Below are 19417 nucleotides of genomic sequence, written 5' to 3'. Positions count from 1 at the left end.
CCAGGGGTCGGTGAGCTTCTCTCACGGGCTCCTGGCCGGCCCGCTTTTGGAGAGACCCCCCACTGCCGCGCCCAGGGAATGGGGCCGCGGCATCAAGGCACGTCATGCGTCCCCGCGTCCGCCGAACGGGCTCCACCGCGATGCGGGCACCCGGCTCCGCCGTCATGCGCGGCCATCGCCCTCGGCCGCGGTTCCTTCGGGCATCAGCGCGCAGAGGCCATGGCCGCTCGGCCGCGGCGCCTTGCCGTCCCCACCCGCGTGGGCGGCAGGGCGTGGGCCGTTGCCGGCTTCCCTTTCGTGCTTCAGGGTTTGGAATATCGCGGTTCCGGTGGACGGTGGGATATGCGCCACCATCGCGGACGCGGAGCCGATGCGAGAGCGCGAGGAACGGGGGAGCGCATGGCGGTGGGGAAGCCGTAACCTCTCCCCGCGATACCCAAAGGCGAAGAGGCAGGGAGCCCGCCTCCACCACGATTGATACGAGCGGCCCCGGTCCTTGACCGGTGCCGAGTGGATCCGCTCAAGCGCCGCGCGGGCTTAACCAAAGGTCCATGAGTCAAGCTCATGGGCCGTTGGTATGAAACATCGCGCAGGCCGAGCGCTGATGCGATCCGGGGGCGGAAATGCGCTCCGGCCTTGCCGCCTCCGAGCGTGCGGGCAGGCGGCGGGGCCACCCAAGCGGCGCCATCGGCGCGCCGATGGGCCTCGCGTCGGCAGCGCGGGCTTGGACTGCGGCTCAGGCGGTCCCCGGCGAACCCCATCCGGGCGCAGGCGCGCCGTGCCCCGCGGAGGCGCCCGCACCGGTCTCTCCCCGCGCGCGGGAACGCGCGGCCACCGCCTGCCGGGGCCGCGCCCGCCATGCCGCAGGCGTTCGCCGCCGCGCCTTCAGCCGCCCTTCAGCTTTTGGGCTTGCAGGCCGCTTCGAAGGCGGTGAGGGCCTCTCCGGCGCCGGAGAGGCTGATCTTCTGCTTGGCGCCCTTCACCTCCACGGTGAGGCTGGAGCCGCCCTTCAGCAGCGCCTTCACGTCGGCGATTTTGGCCGGCGCCTCCACGTCCACGCTGGTGCTCTCGTCACTGCCCACGGCTTTGCCGGCGAGGGTCTTCTTGACGCTGCCGGCGGTGAGGATGAGGCGGGCCGCCGCCTCCCGCTCCAGGCCCTTGGAGCCGATCTGGCTCTGGGCGGTGATGGCGTCCGCGCCCGGCTTGCAGACGAAGAACAGCAGCACTTCCTCGGACTCGGGCACGCCGAAAACGAGGGCGGCGCTCTCATCGCTCTGCTGAACGTGCCACGTCATCTTCTGCTGCGCTGCGGCCGGGAGCGTGAGCGCGACGAGGGCGGAAAGGGCGAGGAGCGGACGGCGCATGGTCGTGTTCCTGTTGAAGCGGGCGCGATCATAGTGGTTGTCACGACAAGGTGAAGGGGCCGCGCGCGCGAAAGCTGGGGCTCGCGGCGCGGCCACTCAGCCGGCTACCGCCCGGCTTGGCAGGCCTTGCGGAAGTCGCCCAGCTTGGCCTTCGCGCCGGTCAGCGGGAAGCTCTCCGTGGCGCCCGGCGCCCGCACCACGAGGGTCTCGCCGCCGGAGAAAAGATCGAGCACGCGCGCGTCGAGGCTCACCGCCGCCTCCGCCACCACCGCCCCGTCGGTGGCGCCGCGGAAGGTGGAGGCGGCCAGCTCCAGCCGCCGCTTGCCCGCCGCGAGGGAGAGCGCGACCCCCTCGCCCGAGCGGATCTTGGGAGAGGTGATCTCCACAGTGAACTGGATGAGCCCGGCGCCCGGCTGGCAGGCGATGGCGAGCACCGGGTCCGCCGCCCCCGGCGGGCCGAATCGCAGCACGGTGGTGTCGCCGGCGCGGGCGAGCGCCCAGGCCCGGTTGTCCTTGGGCGGCTCGGCGTGCTTCGCCGCCTTGGCCTTGCCGGGGTCCGCCGCATGCGCCGCGCCGCCGGCGCCGAGCATCAGGGCGGCGGCGAGAAGGAGGGGCAGGGCGGCGAAGGCGCGCGCCGTGTCAGGCTGGGTGTCGTGCTGCATGTGTCCGGATTCCGTCGCACGCCAGAAGGACCGGCGGCGGCTCCGCACCGCGCCGGGGTGGCATCCGATCGCAGATTTGCTTCCCCCGCGCCGTTGGCATATCACGACGCCCATTCGTCCGCGACCGATCAAGCTATGGCTTTGCGTCGCGGGCGTGCGGCCAAGGCTCCGCCAAAGGCCTTTAATTACCGTGAAGCCGGTTCAGAGCATTTTCGAGCGAAGTGGACCCCGGTTCGCGTGAAGAGAATGCGTAGTCTCAACCACCTGGAGCGATTGCCGCGCGCCGGCGCGCGCGGAGAGAGCTTCAGCCGGAGCAGGGCGCCGGGCATGCGCATCGATCGACTTCTGGTGGAGCGCGGGCTGTTCGAGAGCCGCGCGCGGGCCCAGGCGGCGGTGGCCGCGGGGCTGGTGCGGGTGGAGGGCGTCGTCGTGCCCAAGCCCTCGGCGGAGGTGGCGGAGGATGCCCGCATCGAGGCCGCCGACGTGCATGATTTCGTTTCTCGCGGGGGGCTGAAGCTGGAGGCGGGGCTGAAGGCGTTCGGCTTCGATCCGGCGGGCGTTCACGCTCTCGATGTGGGCGCCTCCACCGGCGGCTTCACGGATGTGCTGCTGCGCCGGGGCGCCGCCCATGTGCTGGCGGTGGATGTCGGGCGCGGGCAGTTCCACCCCAGCCTGCGCGCCCGGCCCGAGATCACGCTGATGGAAGAGACGGACATCCGCGCCCTCGACCGCGCGGCGGTGCCGCGGCCGGTGGCGCTGGTGGTGGTGGACGTGAGCTTCATCTCGCTCAGGCAGGTGCTGCCGGCGGCGCTGGGTTTCGCCGCGTCCGCCGCGCGGCTCGTGGCGCTGGTGAAGCCGCAGTTCGAGGCCGGGCGCGAGGCGGTGAAGAAGGGCATCGTGCGCGATGCCGCCGTGCGGCAGGAGGTGTGCACGGCGAGCGAGGACCTGGTGACCAGCCTCGGCTGGCGGGTGCTCGGCATCGTGCCCTCGCCCATCACCGGCGGCGACGGCAATGTGGAATATCTTCTGGGAGCGGAGCGCCCGTGACGGCGACGATGTTGGACGTGACGGTGCGCCGCGTGGGCGCCCAGGGCGATGGCGTCGCCGAGGGGCCGTCGGGCCCCGTGTTCGTGCCTTACGCGCTGCCCGGCGAGCGGGTGCGCGGCACGCTGGAGGGCGAGCGCCTCGCCCTCGCCGAGATCCTGGAGCCGAGCCCCGAGCGTGTCGCGCCCGCGTGCGCGCATTTCGGCCGCTGCGGCGGCTGCCTGCTCCAGAACTGGCGGCCCGAGCCCTATCTCGCCTGGAAGCGCGCCCTGGTGGCCGAGGCGCTGGCGCGCGAGGGGCTGGAGACGGAGGTGGCGCCGGTGGTGGATGCCCACGGCGCCGGCCGCCGGCGCGTCATCTTCCATGCCCGCCAATATGGCGCGCGCACCGTGGTGGGCTTCGCCGAGCGCAAGTCCCACGCCATGGTGGCGCTCGAAGGCTGCCCGGTGCTGGCGCCGGGCCTCGCCCAGGCGCTGCCGGCCTCGCGCGCGGTGGCCGAGGCGCTGGCGCCGCTGAAGAAGCCGCTCGACCTGCAGGTGATCGCCACCGACAGCGGGCTGGACATGGACGTGCGCGGTTCCGGCCCGCTGCCCCCGGCGCTGCTGATGGACCTGGCCGCCCTGGCGGAGCGCTTCGGCCTCGCCCGGCTCACCCGCCACGGCGAGCTGGTGCTCCAGCGCGCCGCCCCCGCGCTGGCCATGGGCGCGGCGCGGGTGGAGCTGCCGCCCGCCGCCTTCCTCCAGGCCACCGCCGAGGGCGAGGCGGTGCTTTCCGGCGCCGTGCTCGCGGCCACGCAGGGGGCGAAGCGCGTGGCCGACCTGTTCGCGGGGGTGGGCACGTTCGCGCTGCGCCTCGCGGCCGGGGCGCGGGTGTTCGCGGCCGAGAGCAGCGCGCCGGCCCTCGCCGCCCTCATGAAGGCGGCCCACACGCCGGGGCTGAAGGCGGTGGCGGGCGAGGCGCGGGACCTGTTCCGCCGCCCTCTGCTGGCGCAGGAGCTTTCCGCCTTCGACGCGGTGGTGATGGATCCGCCCCGCCAGGGGGCTGAGGCGCAGGCGCGCGAGCTTGCTGGCGCCAAGGTGGGGCGCCTCGTCTATGTCTCGTGCAATGTCGCCACCTTCGCGCGCGACGCGCGCATCCTGGCGGAAGGGGGCTGGCGGCTTGGCGGCGTCACGCCCGTGGACCAGTTCCGCTACTCGCCCCATGTGGAGCTGGTGGCGACCTTCGACCGGTGATGATGGAATTGCGCGTTCGAACTGTGAAATAATCCACATTTCATAATTGTATGGATTATATTTCTAAGAACGCTTAAACCCGGTGAAATGAGCGCCGCGGACGAAAGGGCAGGGCCTGCGGCGGGGCATGAAGGAGCAGCCGGGTCGATGTCGTCTGAGCGCATGACGCATTTGAAGCGTCTGGAGGCCGAATCCATCTTCATCATGCGGGAGGTGGCGTCCGAGTTCCGCAATCCGGTGATGCTCTATTCCATCGGCAAGGATTCCGCGGTGATGCTGCATCTCGCGGTGAAGGCCTTCTACCCCTCGAAGCCGCCTTTCCCGCTGATGCACATCGACACCACCTGGAAGTTCCGGGAGATGATCGCCTTCCGCGACCGCATGGCGCGGGAGCTGGGCTTCGAGCTGATCACCTACACCAATCCCGAGGGACTGGCCCAGGGCATCAACCCCTTCGACCACGGCTCCAGCCTCTACACCCACGTGATGAAGACCGAGGCGCTGAAGCAGGCACTGACCCTGCACGGCTTTGACGCGGCCTTCGGCGGCGCCCGCCGCGACGAGGAGAAGAGTAGAGCCAAGGAGCGCGTCTTCTCCTTCCGCACCGCCAACCACGGCTGGGACCCCAAGACACAGCGCCCCGAGCTGTGGAACCTCTACAACACGCGCGTGAAGGGCGGCGAGAGCATCCGCGTGTTCCCGCTCTCCAACTGGACCGAGCTCGACATCTGGCAATACATCCTCGCCGAGCGCATCCCCATCGTGCCACTCTATTTCGCGGCCGAGCGGCCGGTGGTGGAACGGGGCGGCCAGCTCATCATGGTGGATGACGACCGCCTGCCGCTCGCCCCCGGCGAGGTGCCGCAGGTGAAGCGCATCCGCTTCCGCACCCTGGGCTGCTACCCGCTCACCGCCGCCGTGGAGAGCGACGCCGACACGCTGGAGGCCATCGTCGCCGAGATGCTCACCGCCCGCACCTCCGAGCGCGCCGGCCGCCTCATCGACCATGACGAGGCCGCCTCCATGGAGAAGAAGAAGCGGGAGGGCTACTTCTGATGTCCGTTCAGCCCGAGATTTCCAGTTTCACCGCCTACCTCGCCGCCCAGGAGAGCAAGAGCCTGCTGCGCTTCCTCACCTGCGGCAGCGTGGACGACGGCAAGAGCACCCTCATCGGCCGCCTGCTCTACGACACCAAGCTCCTGTTCGAGGACCAGCTCGCCTCCCTCTCCGCCGACAGCCGCAAGCACGGCACCGCCGGCGACGACCTGGACTTCGCCCTCCTGGTGGACGGTCTCGCCGCCGAGCGCGAGCAGGGCATCACCATCGATGTGGCCTACCGCTTCTTCGCCACCGACAAGCGCAAGTTCATCGTCGCCGACACGCCCGGCCACGAGCAGTACACGCGCAACATGGCGACGGGGGCCTCCAACTCCGATCTCGCGGTGATCCTGGTGGACGCGCGCCAGGGCATCCTCACCCAAACCCGGCGCCATTCCTACATCGTCAAGCTGCTGGGCCTGAAGCACGTGGTTCTGGCGGTGAACAAGATCGACCTGGTGGACTTCTCCCAGGCGCGGTTCGACGAGATCGTGCGGACCTATTCCGATTTCGCCGCCGATTTCGGCTTCGAGACCCTGGTGCCGATCCCGCTTTCCGCCCGCTTCGGCGACAACGTGCTCGAGAAGAGCGCCAACACGCCCTGGTACAGCGGCCCGACCCTGCTGGAGCACCTGGAGCATGTGGAGGTGGCGAGCGACGCGCTCGCCCGGCCGTTCCGCATGCCGGTGCAGTGGGTGAACCGGCCGAACCTGGATTTCCGCGGCTTCTCCGGCACCATCGCCTCGGGCCTCGTGCGGCCGGGCGATGCGGTGGTGGTGGCCGGCTCCGGCGCCACCAGCCGCATCCGCGCCATCGTCACCAGGGACGGGGAGCTGGAGGAGGCGGGCGCGGGCGAGGCCGTCACCCTCACTTTGACGGACGAGGTAGATGTCTCCCGCGGGGATGTGCTGGCCGCCGCCGCCGACCGGCCGGAGGTGTCGGACCAGTTCGCCGCCCACCTCATCTGGATGCATGACGAGCCGCTGCTGCCGGGCCGGCCCTATCTCATCAAGATGGGCACCCGCACGGTGGGCGCGCAGGTCACCGAGATCAAGCACAAGCTGGACGTGAACACCTTCCAGCGCCTCGCCGCCAAGACGCTCGGGCTCAACGAGGTGGCGGTGGTGAATCTCGCCACCCACGAGGCGATCGCCTTCGACCCCTTCGCCGACGTGCCGGAGACGGGCGCCTTCATCGTCATCGACCGCATGAGCAACCTCACGGTCGGCGCCGGCATGGTGGATTTCGGCCTCAGGCGCGCCACCAACGTGCACTGGCAGCAGCTCAACGTCTCCAAGGAGAGCCGCGCGGCCATGAAGGGCCAGCGGCCGGTGGTGCTGTGGTTCACCGGGCTTTCCGGCGCCGGCAAGTCCACGGTGGCGAACCTCGTGGAGAAGAGGCTCAACGCCGAGGGCCGCCACACCTACATGCTCGACGGCGACAACGTGCGCCACGGCCTCAACAAGGATCTCGGCTTCACCGAGGCCGACCGGGTGGAGAACATCCGCCGCGTGGCGGAGGTGGCCCGGCTGTTCGTGGACGCGGGGCTGGTCACGCTCGTCTCCTTCATCTCCCCCTTCCGCGCCGAGCGGCGGATGGCGCGGGAGCTGATGGGCGAGGGAGAGTTCATCGAGATCTTCGTGGACACCCCGCTCGAAGTGGCGGAAAGCCGCGACGTGAAGGGCCTCTACAAGCGCGCGCGGGCCGGGCAGATCAAGAACTTCACCGGCATCGACAGCCCCTATGAGCCGCCGGAGGCGCCCGAGATACGCCTCGAGGCCGGGGTTTCGGCACCGGAGCAGATGGCGGACCAGATCGTGGCCCATCTGCGCGAGCGCGGCTACCTGGGCTGAGGGCCGAGTCGAGTTGAGCAGCGCTCCCGGCGGACGGGGGCGCGACGCAGCCCTCCCGCCTTCGCTCCGCCCCGGTGCGGGCGGGTGAGGGTTGCGCCGGTGGCGTGCCCATCGCCTGCCGGCCCTGCGCCGTGCTAGAGCAGTTCCGGCGCAGATACGCAGCGCTTCCGCGCCTGCCATCGCGGACGACGAAGAGTCGGGGCGCGGCAGCGCGCGTGTGCGCCGGTGCGCCCCAGAGGGAAGTTCATGAGCCCGCCCGCCAAGCCCAGGGCTGCCGCCACGCCGGCGGCCGCCGATCCCGCCCCCGCCGCGCCGGCCGCCGCCGACACGGCCCGGGCGCAGGCCACGCCCGAAGCCGCCACGCCCGCCGCCCCGATGCCCCTTCTTGACGAGCCGCCTTCGCCGGCCGAGCCCTTCTGGCGCACCACCCCGCTCGCCGCCATGAACGCCGCGCAATGGGAAAGCCTGTGCGACGGCTGCGGGCGCTGCTGCCTCGTCAAGCTGGAGGACGAGGACACAGGGCAGATCGCCTACACCGATGTCGCCTGCCGTCTGTTCGACACCGGGAGCTGCCGCTGCTCCGATTACGCGCACCGCTCCGAAAAAGTGGAGGATTGCGTGCGCCTCACGCCGGAGGCGGTGGCCACCCTCTCCTGGCTGCCGCCCACCTGCGCCTACCGCCTGCTGCAGGAGGGCAAGGACCTGCCCTTCTGGCATCCGCTCATCTCGGGCGACCCCGCGAGCGTGCACGCGGCCGGCATCTCGGTGGCGGGCCGCGTCGCCGGGCTGGAGGATGCCTTCGGCGTGTTCGAGCTGGTGGAGCGCCTCGTGGACTGGCCGGTGCGCTGGCCCAGGGGCGCCAAGGGCACCGGCCGCCGTCAGCGGAACGGCGGCAGGCGGGACAGCGCGTTGAGCAAGTAAGCATACATGGCGTAGTGCGGCGCCCACAGGCTCACCAGCACCGAGGCCAGCGCCGAGCCGATGAACAGCACCATGCGCCGCTCGCCCGCCCGCGCCTGGGCGCGCATCTCCTCGGGCACCTCAAGCCGGTGCAGGGCCACGGAGAACAGGCCGAGGGCGGCCATGTTGCCCGCATAGACCCACACCGCCGGCGGAAACTGCCCGTAGCGCCCCACCACGGCCGAGGAGAACGGCACCATGGTGACGAACAGCAGGTACCACAGCCAGGCTTGCAGCGTGCCCCGCGCCACGCCCTCGGTATCGTGGCGCATGGCGATCACGTTGCGCCACAGGGCGGCGAGCACGAAGAAGGAGATGACGTAGGCCACCGCCTGCGGCATCAGCGCCGCGAGCCGGCGGGTCAGCTCCCCGGCGCTGGTGACCTCCAGGCCCTCGGGAATGCGGATGTCCACCACCAGCAGCGTCATGGCAAAGGCGAAGATGCCGTCGGTGAGGGCATCGACGCGGGCTTTGGGAAACGGGCGCATGGCTGGCCTTCGCGAATCCGGGCGCGCCGATGCTAGAGCGTTTTCGCGCGAAGCGGGAACCGGCCCGCGTGAGGAAATGCGGCGGCACAACGTGTTGAAGTGCCTTCCGGGTGCCGGAATGACAGGCGCGGGCATCGTGGGTCGTAACGGTCTTCCCGCCGGGTGGCGCCGCGCTCCCGCCTTGCCGGCGCGGCGTGGCGCCTGATTCCCGGCGGTGATCCTACACGGCAGGCAGGGCGGGCCGGCGCGGCGGTGCGCATGTTTCGGGCATGCCCTGCATTGCGCCAGGGGCTGAGCTGAAAAAGGCGCTCAGACGCCGCCCGTGGACATCCGAATGCGCCGTTTTTGATCGTGATCAAGGTTTGGTCATCGCCCATGGCCCTACCTTGTTCGCGAGGGGTTTGCCGCGGGCCGCGAGGCGGCGGGACCTCCTTGAAACCTCCTTCGCCTTTTCGGCGATCCCAGCATTGATCACGGAGCATTCCATGTCCGCCGTTGCCCAGACCGCCGAAGACGTCCTCATCCACGTGCGCTTCCAGCCCAACGCAGAGGTGTGGACCATCGACAACTGCCCCGAGGGCGTGAGCCCGAAGGCGTGGTACGAGCGCCTGCTCGCCGGCGCCGCCTCTTATTACCAGGCCCTGGCCAATGGCCGCGGCTTCTTCCGCATTCCCGCCGCCACCTTCGCCGGCATCGCCGCGAAGTGATCCGGCGCCGGCCTTTCGGCCGGCAGGCACATTGAAGGGCACTCCGGCGCGGTCCGCCGGGGTGCCTTTCGCATTTCGGGGGGGATCTGCGCGCGGGCCGCGCGGGGGCCTCCCGCTATCGGCACCGGTCCTTCACCGGCGCCGGCTCAGCTTCGGGCAGACGCCGCGCGGCGTTCCGTTTCGCTCAGGCGCCGCGCGGGCTCGGAGAAAAGCCCGCGACTCACGCCCCCCAAGGCTGCCGGCTCAGCCGCCGAAGCGGCGCCCGGCGGCGATGGTGAGGCCGATGCCCACTGAGCCGAAGGTGTCGCCTTCCACCACCTTGGCGGCGGGCAGGGCGGCGGTGATGGCCGCGCGCACATGGGCGAGGCGGGTGGAGCCGCCGGTGAGGAACAGGGCGTCGATCCGCTCCGGCCCCACGCCCGCCCGCGCCAGCACGGTCTCGATGCGGCGGGCGATGCGGGTGGCGAGGTCCGCGGTGGTGTCCTTCAGCTCCTGGCCGGTGATGCCGAGGGTGAGCCCGGCCTCGATCCAGTCCAGGGGAACATGCGCGCGCGGGGTGCCCGCGAGGTCGATCTTCGCCGCCTCCACCGCGCCCGCCAGCGCGTGCCCGCGCCGCTCCTCGATCACCTGCTCCAGGCGCTCCAGGCGCTCCGGCTCCATGGCGTCGCGCTTCACCTCGCGGATCTCCCGCGCCACCTTGGGCTCGTAAACGCGGTTGATGGAGTGCCAGCTCGCGAGATCGTGATAATAGGCCGAGGGCACGTCGATGGCCTTGGAGCGCATGGCGCTGCCGTAGCCGAGCAGAGGCATGAGGGTGGCGAGGCTCAGGACGCGGTCGAAGTCCGTGCCGCCGATGCGCACGCCGTCATTGGCCAGGATGTCGCCGGCGCGGTCCGCGCGGGCCCGCCGCTCGGGGCTGATGCGGACGATGGAGAAGTCCGAGGTACCGCCGCCGATATCGGCGATGAGCGCCAGCTCCTCGTGGGTGATCTGCCGCTCGTAGTCCAGGGCGGCGGCGATGGGCTCGTACTGGAACACCACTTCGCGGAAGCCGATCTCGCCGGCGATGGTGCGCAGCGTCTCTTCTGCCTTGCGGTCGCCCTCGGGGTCGCCGTCCACGAAATGGACGGGGCGCCCGTGCACCACCGCCTCCAGCGGGGCGCCGGCGGCGGCTTCCGCCCGGCGCTTCACCTCGGCGAGGAAGCGCGCGATGACCACGCGGAACGGCGCGCGCTCGCGGCCGATGCGGGTCGCTTCCTCGATGAGGGCGCTGCCGAGCACGGACTTGAGCCCGCGCATGAGGCGCCCCTCCACCCCCTCCACATAGGCGTCGATGGCGGCGCGGCCGATGCGGTAGGTGCCGTCGGTGCCGAAGAACACCGCGCTGGGCACTGTCACATTCCTGTCTTCGAGTGCGCATAGGCGCGGCACTCCCTCCGCGAGAATGCCGAGGGTGGTGTTGGATGTGCCGAAATCGAGGCCGCAGGCGCGCATGTCAGTCTCCGGGAGTGTGGGTTCCACCAGAGTTGCGAGGCCATTTCAAGGTGCGGCGGAGCTGTCAGCCATGCACTTTCGGTGGGCAAGGGGGATGCGCCATGTGAATGGAGCGGGTGGCAGGCTGCCGCAACCGTCTCCCGCAAGCTTGGTTTCTCGGCTATCTTCGGTACTATCATGACTGATCCGGCGGCCCATCTGCTTCATCTTCAGGAAGAGAGCCCTGCGCTCCTCGCTGCCTTCGACGCGAGCGGGCGCCTGCGCCACGCCAACGCGGCCTATCGTGCCGCCTACGGCCTCGACGGGGAGGGCGCGCTCGCCGCCGAGGGGGCGCCGGTGTGGTTCGACCTCATGCGCGCCAGCGCCGCGCTCAATCCCGGCACGGTGCTCGAGGGCGAGGCGGTGGCCGCCTGGGTGGACGCGGTGGCCGCGGGCAAGCAGGCGCGCCCACGCACGCTGGAAGCCAAGCTGGCCGACGGGCGCTGGCTGCTGCTGCACGAGAACGTCTCGGCCGACGGCTGGAGCTTCTGCGTGGGCTGCGACATCACCCGCCTGCGCGCCGACGTGCGCGCCGTGCGGCGCGATCGCGACGAGGCCCTGCGCGCCGCCCACACCGACGACCTCACGGGGGTCGCCAACCGCCGCTTCGTCATCGCCCGCATCGAGGAGATGCTGGCCCATTCCATCCCGGCCGAGGGCCCGCACGCGCCCGGCACGCTGTGCGTGCTCGACCTCGACAATTTCAAATACATCAACGACCGCTACGGCCACCAGGTGGGGGACACCATTCTGCGCGACTTCGCCGGCTGCATCAGCGGGCAGGTGCGGCGCACCGACTGCTTCGGGCGAATCGGCGGGGAGGAGTTCGTGCTCGTCCTGCCGGATACCGCGCGCGACGAGGCGGTGGGCATCGTGGAGCGCATGCTGGGGCTGGTGCGCGCCTCCCGCCCGCTCAAGGAGCTGCCGGACTTCACCTATGCCTTTTCGTGCGGCGTGGCGGGCGTGCGGGAGGGGGACGATTTCGCCTCCATCTATCGCCGCGCCGACAAGGCGCTCTACGCCGCCAAGATGGCGGGCCGCAACCAGGTGCTGCTTGAGGAAGACGATGCCCAGGAGGCCGACGAGGCCAAGGGAGTGCTGGGTATTTAATCCTGTTTTTTCGATAATGGGATTTTAATCCTTGACAGCGGTGCGCTGTCAGGGTAGGGTTTTGCCATGTTCAAGAGTTGCGCCCGCTCGCCGCCGGCGCCTCTTCCGCCTCCAGCTTCGGACATCCCCATGGCATCACCACCGCCGCGTCGGCAGACGCCCGCGACGGCGGGGCTCGCGCGCCGGCTCTATGCCGAGGGCGTGCCCATCGCCGACATCTGCGCGCGCACCGGCCTTTCCACCGGCGCCGCCTATCACTGGATCGACCGCGAGGTGGCGGCGGACGGCAGCATCGCCCTGCGGCCCATCGGCCGGCGCGCCGGGAAGACTTTTGCGCTCCAGCCGGCGGAAACGCCGCGCGCCCGCCTGCTCGCCCGGCTGTGGCGGGCGGCGGAACGGCAGGTCGCGGAGATCGAGGCCCGCATTCCACGCCCCGAGGGGGCCGACGCGGCCCCGCCCCGCGCCGCCGCCGATGCCGAGAAGGACGCCCGCGCCCTGGCCCTGCTCGCCCGCACGCTGCGCGAGCTGGCCGCCGCCGAGGGCGAGGCGGATAAGCCAGGGAAGGATGCCGATGACCCAGCCCGCGACCTCGACGCCTTCCGTCGCGAGCTTGCGCGCCGCCTTGAGGGACTGCGCGCGGACGAGCCCGATGCTGGCGCGCCGCTTCCTCCTGAGCCTCTCGGAGACTGAGCTGCGCACCTTCCTTGCCGACTGGGCCTTCTGGGCGCGGGCGGACCAGCTTCCCCCCGCCCTGGCCCAGGGTGGCGGCCCCTGGAGCACCTGGCTGGTGCTGGGCGGGCGCGGCGCCGGCAAGACGCGCGCGGGCGCCGAATGGGTGAGGGGCCTCGCCCTGGGCCGCCCGCCTTTCGCCGCCCGCCCCGCCGGGCGCATCGCGCTGGTGGCGGAGAGCATGGCCGACATGCGGGAGGTGATGGTGGAGGGGGTCTCGGGCCTCCTGTCCGTCCACGCGCCCGCCGAGCGGCCGCGCTGGGAGCCCTCCCGGCGGCGGCTGGAGTGGCCCAACGGCGCGGTGGCGCTCGGCTTCTCCGCCGATGACCCGGAAAGCCTGCGCGGCCCGCAGTTCGATGCCGCCTGGTGCGACGAGCTGGCCAAGTGGCGGCGGGCCGAGGCGGCGTTCGACATGCTGCAGTTCGGCCTGCGGCTGGGGGACCGGCCGCGCCAGATGGTGACCACCACGCCGCGCCCCACGCACCTGCTGCGCCGCCTGCTGGACGACCCGGCCACGGCGGTGACGCGCGCCCGCACCGCCGACAACGCCTTCCATCTCGCCCCCGGCTTCATCGCCCGCGTGCTGGCACGCTATGGCGGCACGCGGCTGGGCCGGCAGGAGCTGGACGGCGAGATCATCGAGGACCGGCCGGACGCGCTGTGGAGCCGTCCGGCGCTGGAGGCCGCGCGCGTCGCCGCCGCCCCGCCGCTGGCGCGGATCGCGGTGGCTGTGGACCCGCCGGCTTCCTCCCGCGCGGGGGCGGATGCATGCGGCATCGTCTGCGCCGGCATCGATGCCGGCGGCACGGTGCATGTGCTGGCGGACGAGAGCGCCTCCGGCCTGCGCCCGGCCCAGTGGGCGGCGCGCGCCGTGGCGCTGTTCCACCGTTTTGAGGCCGACGTGGTGGTGGCGGAGGTGAACCAGGGCGGCGAGATGGTGCGTGCCGTCCTCGCCGAGGTGGATGCCGGCGTGCCGGTGGAGGCGGTGCGCGCCACGCGGGGCAAGTACCTGCGCGCGCAGCCGGTGGCCGCGCTTTACGAGCAGGGCCGGGTGCGCCATGCCGGCACCTTCCCGGCGCTGGAGGACGAGCTCTGCGATTTCGGGCCCGACGGCCTCTCCTCCGGCCGCTCGCCGGACCGGCTGGATGCGCTGGTGTGGGCGGTCACCGCCCTGGCGCTGGGCCCCAGGACAGCGCCGCCGCGCGTGCGGGAGCTGTAAGGCGGGGCCGCGCTCCAGAGCATTTTCAAGCGAAGCGGATGCCGCTTGGCGCAAAGAAAATGCGTCGCCTCAAAAACCTGGAGCGCTTGCCGCGAGGCGGTGTAAGCGCTCCAGGGCATTTTCAAGCGACGCTGATACCGCACCGCGCGAAGAAACGCCGCGCCCTGATGCGCTATCGCGGCTGCGCCGGTACCGGAATGCAGGTCGCGCGGATGCGCTGGCCCTCGGCGCGGCGCGGCCATGCGGGGGTGGGCCGGCGGCTCGCCCGCCAGCAGGCCTGCTCGGTCTCGTAATAGCCGATCAGCTGTTGGTTCTCGATGGTGGCGAGATAGCTCGATCCCACCTGCACCGGCCAGTCCGGCGCCGGCGTGTACTGATCGATCCGTGTGGTGGTCGAGATGATGAGTACCAGCGCGTACAGCATGCGCCCTCCCGATGCTGCGTCAGCCTGATCTTACACCCCTTTCATTACGTCCTGAACCTTGCCGGGGCCTGCCGTGCGCGGCGCCGGCGCGCCTGCCGTGGAGCCCTTCATGCTCGCCTCGTTTCTTGCCCCGTTCCGCCCCCGGCCCGCGCCGCCGGAGGCCAAGGCCAGCCGCGCGGCGGCGCTGGTGGCGCTGTTCTCCGCCGGCCGGGCGCGCTGGAGCCCGCGCGACTACACTTCGCTCGCCCGCGAGGGATTTTCGCGCAATGCCATCGCCTACCGCGCGGTGCGCCTCATCGGTGAGGCCGCGGCCACCGTGCCCCTGGTGCTGATGGACGGCCCGCGCGAGATCGACACCCACCCCATGCTCGATCTTCTGGCGCGGCCCAACCCGCGCCTCACCGGCTCCTCCCTCATGGAGGCGCTGGTGAGCCATCTGATGGTGTCGGGCAACGCCTATGTGGAGGCGGTGGCGGTGGAAGGCCGCGTGCGCGAGTTGCACGTGCTGCGGCCGGACCGCATGCGCGTGGTGCCGGGGCCGGATGGCTGGGCCGAGGCCCATGACTACACCCTCGCCGGCCGCACCGTGCGCATCCCCCAGGCGAGCGTGAGCGAGACGGGGGACGTGCCGGCCATCCTGCACCTCACCGCCTTCAACCCGCTCGACGACCATTACGGCTTCCCCCCGCTGGAGGCCGCCGGCCAGGCGCTGGACCTGCACAATGCCGCCAGCGCCTGGAACAAGGCGCTGATCGACAATGCGGCGCGGCCTTCCGGCGCGCTGGTGTACGGCGGCGGCGGGGCGCTGAGCGAGGAGCAGTTCGAGCGGCTGAAAGGGGAGCTGGAGGCCTCCTTCCAGGGCGCCGCCAATGCCGGGCGCCCGCTGCTGCTGGAAGGGGGGCTGGACTGGCGCCCCCTCTCCCTCTCGCCCAAGGACATGGATTTCGAGGCCGCCCGCAACGGGGCGGCGCGGGAAATCGCGCTGGCGGTGGGCGTGCCGCCCATGCTGCTGGGCATTCCCGGCGACAACACCTACGCCAATTACGCGGAGGCCAACCGCGCCCTGTGGCGCCAGAGCGTGGTGCCCCTGGTGCGGCGCCTGGCGGAAGGCCTCTCCAACTGGCTCGCCCCCGCCTACGGCGCCCCCCTGCGCCTGGTTCCCGACCTTGACCAGGTGGAAGCCCTCGCCCCGGAACGCACCGAACTCTGGACCCGCATCGGCGCCGCCGACTTCCTCACCGCCGAGGAGAAGAGGGCGGCGGTGGGGTATGGGTGAGGGGGAGCGGGTGGGCGCCAGGAGCCGACATTTGGCGTGCTGGGCGTGCTGGGCCGCTTCCGACCTCGAGCGGACGTTCAGCACAACGCGGCCGCCAGCACACCGCTTGTCACGCCTCAAGTTCGCGTATACGATACATATATGAATCGTATATTCGAGGGTTCGCAGTGGGAATCGTAAATATCGAGGATGATCTGCACGAGCAACTGCGCCGGGCGAGCAAGGTGTCCTATCGGTCTATCAATGCCCAGGCGGCGTTCTGGATCAGGATCGGCATGCTCTGCGAGCTGAACCCTGGCCTCACCTTCCAGGAGCTGGTGGCGCGTGAGTTGAAGGATGCTGGCGTCGACGCCCCTGTTTCCGAGGCTGTGGCTTCATGACGAAGACGCCGGCCGAGGTTGAGCTCCTGGCGGAGTCGGGCCGTTTGCTCGCGTCGGTGTTCGCGCACCTGGATGGGCGGCCCCTCGCCGGATTGACCACCCTGCAGGTCAACGACCTCGTCGAGGCGTTCATCGTCGGTCAGCTCGAAGCCCGGCCCGCCAGCAAGGGCCAGTACGGCTACGGTTTCGCCCTGAACAGCTCGATGAACAACGTCGTCTGCCACGGCGTGCCGTCGAGGGATGACGTCTTGCGGGACGGCGATATCGTCAATTTTGACATCACGCTCGAGAAGGGGGGCTATATCGCGGATTCCAGCAAGACATTCCTCATCGGGAATGTGGCGCCCACTGCCAAGCGGCTCGTTCGCACCACCTATGAAGCCCTGTGGAAGGGCATCCGCGCGGTGCGCCCAGGTGCCAAGCTCGGCGACATTGGCTCCGCCATCGAGCGGCATGCGAAGCAGAACGGCTATTCAGTCGTGCGGGAATACTGCGGCCATGGCATCGGGCGCGAGATGCACGAGGCGCCACAAGTGCTTCATTTCGGAAAGCCGGGAACTGGCCTTACTTTGCGGGAGGGCATGGTCTTCACGATCGAGCCCATGCTGAACCAGGGGCGCAGGACGGTCCGAACAGAGGATGACGGATGGACTGTCGTCACCGTGGACGGGAAGCTGTCCGCACAGTTCGAACACACGGTCGCGGTCACCCGTGACGGCGTCCGCGTGTTAACGTTGCGTCCGGACGAGGCACGGCCCTAGACGTCCGCAATCCACCCTGAACAGACTTTCATAGGCTGGAATTCGAAAGCCCTCTTTGGGTCATGCAGGCCCTTTCGCTGTCGCCCCGCTCCCCCACCCCACGAGCCTTGCCATGGATACCCTCATCCGCAGCTTCGCCGAGCGGGGCGATCTGGCGCATTTGGCGTTGCTGGTGTGGGCGCTTTCGGCTTCGCTCGCGTTCTGGCGGGTGCTGGGGGAGCTTTCCCGCGCCACGCGGCGATTCGATGAATTCATCCGCGAGCTCGCCAGCTTCAACGCCCGCTACGATGACAAGGGCTGACACCGCCCCGCGCTGCTGATGTTCGCGCGGCCCGCGCCCGCGCCCCGCCGCTCGCATCCCGCCGCCGCGCCCTTGCATCCCGGCCCACCCGCCGCGCGCCGGCCCTTTCAGCTTCATCCGTTCCATAGTCCGGAGACATTCGATGCGTGCTCCTTCCCAGAAGGCGCCGGCGCCGCGCACCCGCGCGCCCGGCGGCGCCCCTTCGCGCGCCAAGGCCAAGGCTCTTGCCAAGGCCCCGGCGCGCAATGCGCCGGCCGCCCCCCGCGGCGCGGCGGAGAGCGCCGCCCCCGGCGCCGCGCCCGTGTTCCGCGCGTTCATCGCGACCCTGGAAAAGCTGGACCGGAGCCGCCGCCGCGCGAAGCCGGCCGGCGCGGAGGGCTGAGGCATGGCGGAAGCAAGCTTCCTCTCCCCGCTGCCCGCCGCCGGCTTCGCGGTGGAGGGCTATGCCTGCCTGTTCGGCATCGCCGATCTCGGCCGCGACATGGTGCTGCCCGGCGCCTTCGCGCAGAGCCTCGCGCGCACCGGCGCCGCCGGCGTGCGCATGCTCTACCAGCACGATCCGGCCGAGCCGGTGGGCGTGTGGACCGAGATGCGCGAGGACGCGCGCGGGCTTCTCGTGCGCGGCCGGCTTTCCATGGCGGTGGCGCGCGGGCGCGAATGCGCGGCGCTCATCGCCGAGGGCGCGCTCGATGGCCTTTCCATCGGCTTCAAGGCGGTGGAGGCGCGCACCGATCCGCGCACGCGGCTGCGCCGGCTGGCGCGCATCGACCTGTGGGAGGTCTCCATCGTCACCTTCCCCATGCAGCCCGGCGCGCGCATCGCGCCCGTGGCGCCGCCGCTGGCCGAACCCGCGCTGGCGGACACCACGCTGGCCGATTCCACGCTGGCCCTGGCCGGCGCCGCGCGGCGGCTGCGCGCGCAGCTCGCCGCCCGCTGATCCCTCTTTTCCTTCCCATCCCCTTCCCAACCCCGAGGACCCCTCCATGCCGAACGCCCTCAGCGCCCCCGAGACCAAGGTGGCCGCCCCGGAGCTTGCGAACCCGGACCCCGCGAGCCCGCAGGCGCGCGCCGCGATGGCGGATTTCCTTTCCGCCTTCGAGGCCTACAAGGCCGCCAACGACACCCGCCTCGCGCAGATGGAGCGGCGCGGCGCCGATGTCCTGACGCTCGACCAGATCGCCCGCATCGATGCCGCGCTCGATGCCCAGCAGGCGCGGCTCGATGCCCTGGCCACCAAGGCCCGCCGCCCTGCTTTGGGCGCGCCCGAGCGCACGGTGGCCGAGAGCGCCCACGCCGGCGCCTTCGACACCTATGTGCGCCACGGCGAGGCCGGCGGCCTCAAGGCCTTGGAGGCGAAGGCCCTTTCTTCCGGCTCGGGGGTGGACGGGGGCTATCTGGTGCCGGTGGAGGTGGAGAGCGAGATCGGCCGGCGGCTCTCCGCGCTCTCGCCCATCCGCGCCATCTCCACGGTGCGCGCCATCGGCGGCGGCACCTATCGCAGGCCGTTCATGACCTCCGGCCCCGCCGCCGGCTGGGCGGCCGAGACGGCCGCCCGCCCGCAGACCGACGGCCCGGTGCTCGCCGCCCTCGATTACCCGGCCATGGAGCTTTATGCCATGCCAGCCGCCACCCAGGCGCTGCTCGACGACGCCCAGGTGAACGTGGAGGAATGGCTGGCCGCGGAGGTGGAGACCGCCTTCGCCGAGCAGGAGGGCGCGGCCTTCGTGAGCGGCGACGGCGTGGCCAAGCCCAAGGGCTTCCTGGCCTATGACACGGCGGCGGAAAGCGCCCGCGCCTTCGGCAAGGTGGGCTATGTGGCCACCGGCGCCCCCGGCGCCTTCCCCGCCGCCGGCGCGGGCGACCGGCTCATCGAGCTGGTCTATGCCCTGAAGGGCGGCTACCGGCAGAATGCCGCGTTCGTCATGAACCGGCGCACCCAGTCCGCCGTGCGGCGGCTGAAGGACGAGAACGGCAATTACCTGTGGGCGCCGCCGCCGGTGGCGGGGCAGGGCGCGAGCCTCATGGGCTTTCCGCTGGTGGAGAGCGAGGACATGCCGGATATCGCGGCCGACGCCTTCCCCATCGCCTTCGGCGACTTCCGCCGCTTCTACCTGGTGGTGGACCGGGCGGGCGTGCGGGTGCTGCGAGATCCCTTCTCCGCCAAGCCCTACGTGCTGTTCTACACCACCAAGCGCGTTGGCGGCGGCATCATGGATTTCGACGCCGCCAAGCTGCTGAAGTTCGCCGCGAGCTGAGGGAGGAGGAGCCGGCGGCGC

Annotated in this window: 21 protein-coding genes; 16 read left to right on the top strand and 5 right to left on the bottom strand. The window is 71.1% G+C overall.

Annotation, left to right across the window (positions count from 1 at the left end):
- Positions 1-896 precede the first annotated feature (896 nt).
- Entirely contained in the window at positions 897-1364 is a 468-nt protein-coding gene (locus V5F75_RS18025) for a hypothetical protein (protein WP_394035260.1), read from the bottom strand.
- Between the two features lie 104 nt (positions 1365-1468).
- Entirely contained in the window at positions 1469-2026 is a 558-nt protein-coding gene (locus V5F75_RS18020; protein WP_394035258.1) for a hypothetical protein, read from the bottom strand.
- Between the two features lie 327 nt (positions 2027-2353).
- Between V5F75_RS18020 and V5F75_RS18015 the strand changes: the two genes are divergently transcribed.
- The 5 genes from V5F75_RS18015 (at position 2354) to V5F75_RS17995 (ending at position 8174) form a co-directional block, all read left to right on the top strand.
- Entirely contained in the window at positions 2354-3073 is a 720-nt protein-coding gene (locus tag V5F75_RS18015; RefSeq protein WP_394035256.1) for a TlyA family RNA methyltransferase, read from the top strand.
- Positions 3074-3081: 8 nt separating this feature from the next.
- Positions 3082-4302: a class I SAM-dependent RNA methyltransferase gene (locus tag V5F75_RS18010; RefSeq protein ID WP_394035511.1), complete on the top strand. Its 1221-nt coding sequence runs from the start codon at positions 3082-3084 to the stop codon at positions 4300-4302.
- 147 nt (positions 4303-4449) lie between these two features.
- Positions 4450-5358: a sulfate adenylyltransferase subunit CysD gene (gene cysD, locus V5F75_RS18005; RefSeq protein ID WP_394035254.1), complete on the top strand. Its 909-nt coding sequence runs from the start codon at positions 4450-4452 to the stop codon at positions 5356-5358.
- Positions 5358-7253 carry a sulfate adenylyltransferase subunit CysN gene (gene cysN, locus V5F75_RS18000; protein WP_394035252.1) on the top strand — a complete coding sequence of 632 codons (1896 nt, stop codon included), beginning with the start codon at positions 5358-5360 and terminating at the stop codon, positions 7251-7253. Before cysD ends, cysN begins: the two co-directional genes overlap by 1 nt.
- 375 nt (positions 7254-7628) lie before the next feature.
- Positions 7629-8174, top strand: a complete 546-nt coding sequence (locus V5F75_RS17995; RefSeq protein WP_394035509.1) for a YcgN family cysteine cluster protein — start codon at positions 7629-7631, stop codon at positions 8172-8174.
- On the opposite strand, the gene V5F75_RS17990 is transcribed toward V5F75_RS17995, so the two are convergent.
- The gene (locus V5F75_RS17990) at positions 8132-8701 is read right to left on the bottom strand and encodes a TMEM175 family protein (protein ID WP_394035250.1); all 570 of its coding nucleotides are present in this window, start codon (positions 8699-8701) and stop codon (positions 8132-8134) included. The genes V5F75_RS17995 and V5F75_RS17990 overlap by 43 nt on opposite strands.
- Before the next feature lie 485 nt (positions 8702-9186).
- Between V5F75_RS17990 and V5F75_RS17985 the strand changes: the two genes are divergently transcribed.
- Positions 9187-9408, top strand: coding sequence for a hypothetical protein (locus tag V5F75_RS17985; protein WP_394035248.1), 222 nt, complete (start codon positions 9187-9189; stop codon positions 9406-9408).
- A gap of 243 nt (positions 9409-9651) precedes the next feature.
- Here V5F75_RS17985 and V5F75_RS17980 read toward each other — a convergent pair whose 3' ends face one another.
- On the bottom strand, positions 9652-10902 hold the full coding sequence (locus tag V5F75_RS17980; protein WP_394035246.1) for an Hsp70 family protein: 1251 nt from the start codon (positions 10900-10902) through the stop codon (positions 9652-9654).
- A gap of 177 nt (positions 10903-11079) precedes the next feature.
- Between V5F75_RS17980 and V5F75_RS17975 the strand changes: the two genes are divergently transcribed.
- The 3 genes from V5F75_RS17975 to V5F75_RS17965 all read left to right on the top strand — a co-directional run bounded on the left by V5F75_RS17975 (position 11080) and on the right by V5F75_RS17965 (position 13999).
- A complete protein-coding gene (locus tag V5F75_RS17975; protein WP_394035244.1) occupies positions 11080-12051 on the top strand; it encodes a GGDEF domain-containing protein in 972 nt (323 codons plus the stop codon).
- A 129-nt stretch (positions 12052-12180) separates the two neighbouring features.
- The gene (locus V5F75_RS17970) at positions 12181-12741 is read left to right on the top strand and encodes a hypothetical protein (protein WP_394035242.1); all 561 of its coding nucleotides are present in this window, start codon (positions 12181-12183) and stop codon (positions 12739-12741) included.
- Positions 12701-13999: a DNA-packaging protein gene (locus tag V5F75_RS17965; RefSeq protein ID WP_394035240.1), complete on the top strand. Its 1299-nt coding sequence runs from the start codon at positions 12701-12703 to the stop codon at positions 13997-13999. The genes V5F75_RS17970 and V5F75_RS17965 overlap by 41 nt, the downstream gene beginning before the upstream one ends.
- 172 nt (positions 14000-14171) lie before the next feature.
- Here V5F75_RS17965 and V5F75_RS17960 read toward each other — a convergent pair whose 3' ends face one another.
- A complete protein-coding gene (locus V5F75_RS17960) occupies positions 14172-14423 on the bottom strand; it encodes a hypothetical protein (protein ID WP_394035238.1) in 252 nt (83 codons plus the stop codon).
- Between the two features lie 109 nt (positions 14424-14532).
- Here V5F75_RS17960 and V5F75_RS17955 point away from each other — a divergent pair, with 109 nt between their 5' ends.
- The 7 genes from V5F75_RS17955 to V5F75_RS17925 all read left to right on the top strand — a co-directional run bounded on the left by V5F75_RS17955 (position 14533) and on the right by V5F75_RS17925 (position 19396).
- The gene (locus V5F75_RS17955; RefSeq protein WP_394035237.1) at positions 14533-15699 is read left to right on the top strand and encodes a phage portal protein; all 1167 of its coding nucleotides are present in this window, start codon (positions 14533-14535) and stop codon (positions 15697-15699) included.
- Between the two features lie 167 nt (positions 15700-15866).
- Positions 15867-16079, top strand: a complete 213-nt coding sequence (locus V5F75_RS17950) for a ParD-like family protein (RefSeq protein WP_393989480.1) — start codon at positions 15867-15869, stop codon at positions 16077-16079.
- The gene (map, locus tag V5F75_RS17945) at positions 16076-16840 is read left to right on the top strand and encodes a type I methionyl aminopeptidase (protein WP_393989481.1); all 765 of its coding nucleotides are present in this window, start codon (positions 16076-16078) and stop codon (positions 16838-16840) included. Before V5F75_RS17950 ends, map begins: the two co-directional genes overlap by 4 nt.
- 112 nt (positions 16841-16952) lie before the next feature.
- The gene (locus V5F75_RS17940) at positions 16953-17141 is read left to right on the top strand and encodes a hypothetical protein (RefSeq protein ID WP_394035236.1); all 189 of its coding nucleotides are present in this window, start codon (positions 16953-16955) and stop codon (positions 17139-17141) included.
- Between the two features lie 142 nt (positions 17142-17283).
- On the top strand, positions 17284-17523 hold the full coding sequence (locus V5F75_RS17935) for a hypothetical protein (protein WP_394035235.1): 240 nt from the start codon (positions 17284-17286) through the stop codon (positions 17521-17523).
- A 3-nt stretch (positions 17524-17526) separates the two neighbouring features.
- A complete protein-coding gene (locus tag V5F75_RS17930; protein ID WP_394035234.1) occupies positions 17527-18078 on the top strand; it encodes an HK97 family phage prohead protease in 552 nt (183 codons plus the stop codon).
- 46 nt (positions 18079-18124) lie between these two features.
- Positions 18125-19396: a phage major capsid protein gene (locus V5F75_RS17925; protein ID WP_509212108.1), complete on the top strand. Its 1272-nt coding sequence runs from the start codon at positions 18125-18127 to the stop codon at positions 19394-19396.
- Positions 19397-19417: the final 21 nt, after the last annotated feature.

The organism is Xanthobacter albus (genome assembly GCF_043194895.2).
GTDB lineage: Bacteria > Pseudomonadota > Alphaproteobacteria > Rhizobiales > Xanthobacteraceae > Xanthobacter.
This window is presented reverse-complemented; position numbering and strand designations above follow the sequence as displayed.

What these genes read in the sequence shown, in the direction of transcription:
- V5F75_RS18025 (WP_394035260.1), bottom strand. Translation starts at nt 1,364, where the DNA reads ATGCGCCGTCCGCTCCTCGCCCTTTCCGCCCTCGTCGCGCTCACGCTC.
- V5F75_RS18020 (WP_394035258.1), bottom strand. Translation starts at nt 2,026, where the DNA reads ATGCAGCACGACACCCAGCCTGACACGGCGCGCGCCTTCGCCGCCCTG.
- V5F75_RS18015 (WP_394035256.1), top strand. Translation starts at nt 2,354, where the DNA reads ATGCGCATCGATCGACTTCTGGTGGAGCGCGGGCTGTTCGAGAGCCGC.
- V5F75_RS18010 (WP_394035511.1), top strand. Translation starts at nt 3,082, where the DNA reads ATGTTGGACGTGACGGTGCGCCGCGTGGGCGCCCAGGGCGATGGCGTC.
- cysD (WP_394035254.1), top strand. Translation starts at nt 4,450, where the DNA reads ATGTCGTCTGAGCGCATGACGCATTTGAAGCGTCTGGAGGCCGAATCC.
- cysN (WP_394035252.1), top strand. Translation starts at nt 5,358, where the DNA reads ATGTCCGTTCAGCCCGAGATTTCCAGTTTCACCGCCTACCTCGCCGCC.
- V5F75_RS17995 (WP_394035509.1), top strand. Translation starts at nt 7,629, where the DNA reads ATGCCCCTTCTTGACGAGCCGCCTTCGCCGGCCGAGCCCTTCTGGCGC.
- V5F75_RS17990 (WP_394035250.1), bottom strand. Translation starts at nt 8,701, where the DNA reads ATGCGCCCGTTTCCCAAAGCCCGCGTCGATGCCCTCACCGACGGCATC.
- V5F75_RS17985 (WP_394035248.1), top strand. Translation starts at nt 9,187, where the DNA reads ATGTCCGCCGTTGCCCAGACCGCCGAAGACGTCCTCATCCACGTGCGC.
- V5F75_RS17980 (WP_394035246.1), bottom strand. Translation starts at nt 10,902, where the DNA reads ATGCGCGCCTGCGGCCTCGATTTCGGCACATCCAACACCACCCTCGGC.
- V5F75_RS17975 (WP_394035244.1), top strand. Translation starts at nt 11,080, where the DNA reads ATGACTGATCCGGCGGCCCATCTGCTTCATCTTCAGGAAGAGAGCCCT.
- V5F75_RS17970 (WP_394035242.1), top strand. Translation starts at nt 12,181, where the DNA reads ATGGCATCACCACCGCCGCGTCGGCAGACGCCCGCGACGGCGGGGCTC.
- V5F75_RS17965 (WP_394035240.1), top strand. Translation starts at nt 12,701, where the DNA reads ATGCTGGCGCGCCGCTTCCTCCTGAGCCTCTCGGAGACTGAGCTGCGC.
- V5F75_RS17960 (WP_394035238.1), bottom strand. Translation starts at nt 14,423, where the DNA reads ATGCTGTACGCGCTGGTACTCATCATCTCGACCACCACACGGATCGAT.
- V5F75_RS17955 (WP_394035237.1), top strand. Translation starts at nt 14,533, where the DNA reads ATGCTCGCCTCGTTTCTTGCCCCGTTCCGCCCCCGGCCCGCGCCGCCG.
- map (WP_393989481.1), top strand. Translation starts at nt 16,076, where the DNA reads ATGACGAAGACGCCGGCCGAGGTTGAGCTCCTGGCGGAGTCGGGCCGT.
- V5F75_RS17940 (WP_394035236.1), top strand. Translation starts at nt 16,953, where the DNA reads ATGGATACCCTCATCCGCAGCTTCGCCGAGCGGGGCGATCTGGCGCAT.
- V5F75_RS17935 (WP_394035235.1), top strand. Translation starts at nt 17,284, where the DNA reads ATGCGTGCTCCTTCCCAGAAGGCGCCGGCGCCGCGCACCCGCGCGCCC.
- V5F75_RS17930 (WP_394035234.1), top strand. Translation starts at nt 17,527, where the DNA reads ATGGCGGAAGCAAGCTTCCTCTCCCCGCTGCCCGCCGCCGGCTTCGCG.
- V5F75_RS17925 (WP_509212108.1), top strand. Translation starts at nt 18,125, where the DNA reads ATGCCGAACGCCCTCAGCGCCCCCGAGACCAAGGTGGCCGCCCCGGAG.